General features: G+C 62.7%; 1 protein-coding gene. It reads left to right on the forward strand.

From position 1 onward, the window contains the following. Positions 1–814 (forward strand): VCBS repeat-containing protein (locus SNR22_RS29165; RefSeq protein ID WP_320069895.1); only part of this gene is annotated, 814 nt, incomplete at both ends.

Below are 814 nucleotides of genomic sequence, written 5' to 3' on the forward strand. Positions count from 1 at the left end.
ACGTCGGTGAAGTGGAACGACTTCTTCGGCCTCAACGGTGAAACCCTGACCACCGGAGACTTCAACGGCGACGGAAAAGACGACATCGTCGCCTTCACCCACGGATCCCTCGCCGACGTCTACGTAGCCCTGTCCACCGGCACCAGCTTCAACCCCGCCACCAAATGGCACGACTGGTTCGCCCCCGGAGCCGAAGTCGCCGCCATCGGCGACGTCAACGGCGACGGCAAAGACGACATCATCACCTTCACCCACGACAACAACGCCGACGTCTACGTCGCCCTCTCCACCGGCACCGGCTTCACCGGCACCGCCAACAAATGGCACGACTACTTCTCCATCCCCGGCGAATACCCCGCCCTCGGCGACGTCAACGGCGACGGCAAAGACGACATCATCACCTTCACCCAAGGCCCCGCCACCGCCTCCGACGTCATCATCGCCCTCTCCACCGGCACCAACTTCGGCCCACCACAAAAATGGCACGACCTCTTCGCCGTCGGCAACGAACAACCCCGCGTCGGCGACATCAACGGCGACGGCAAAGACGACATCGTCACCTTCACCTGCAACACCGACGCCGACGTCTACGCCGCCACCTCCACCGGCACCGGCTTCACCGGCACCACCATCAAATGGCACGACTACTTCTGCATCCCCGGCGAATTCCCCTACCTCGCCGACGTCAACGGAGACGGCAAAGACGACATCATCGTCTTCACCAAAAACAACACCAACGACGTCCACGTAGCCCTCTCCACCGGCACCACCTTCACCCCCACCACCAAATGGCACGACTTCTTCGGCCTCCCCG

Origin of the sequence: Micromonospora sp. RTGN7, from assembly GCF_033804645.1 — a bacterium.
Lineage (GTDB): Bacteria > Actinomycetota > Actinomycetes > Mycobacteriales > Micromonosporaceae > Micromonospora.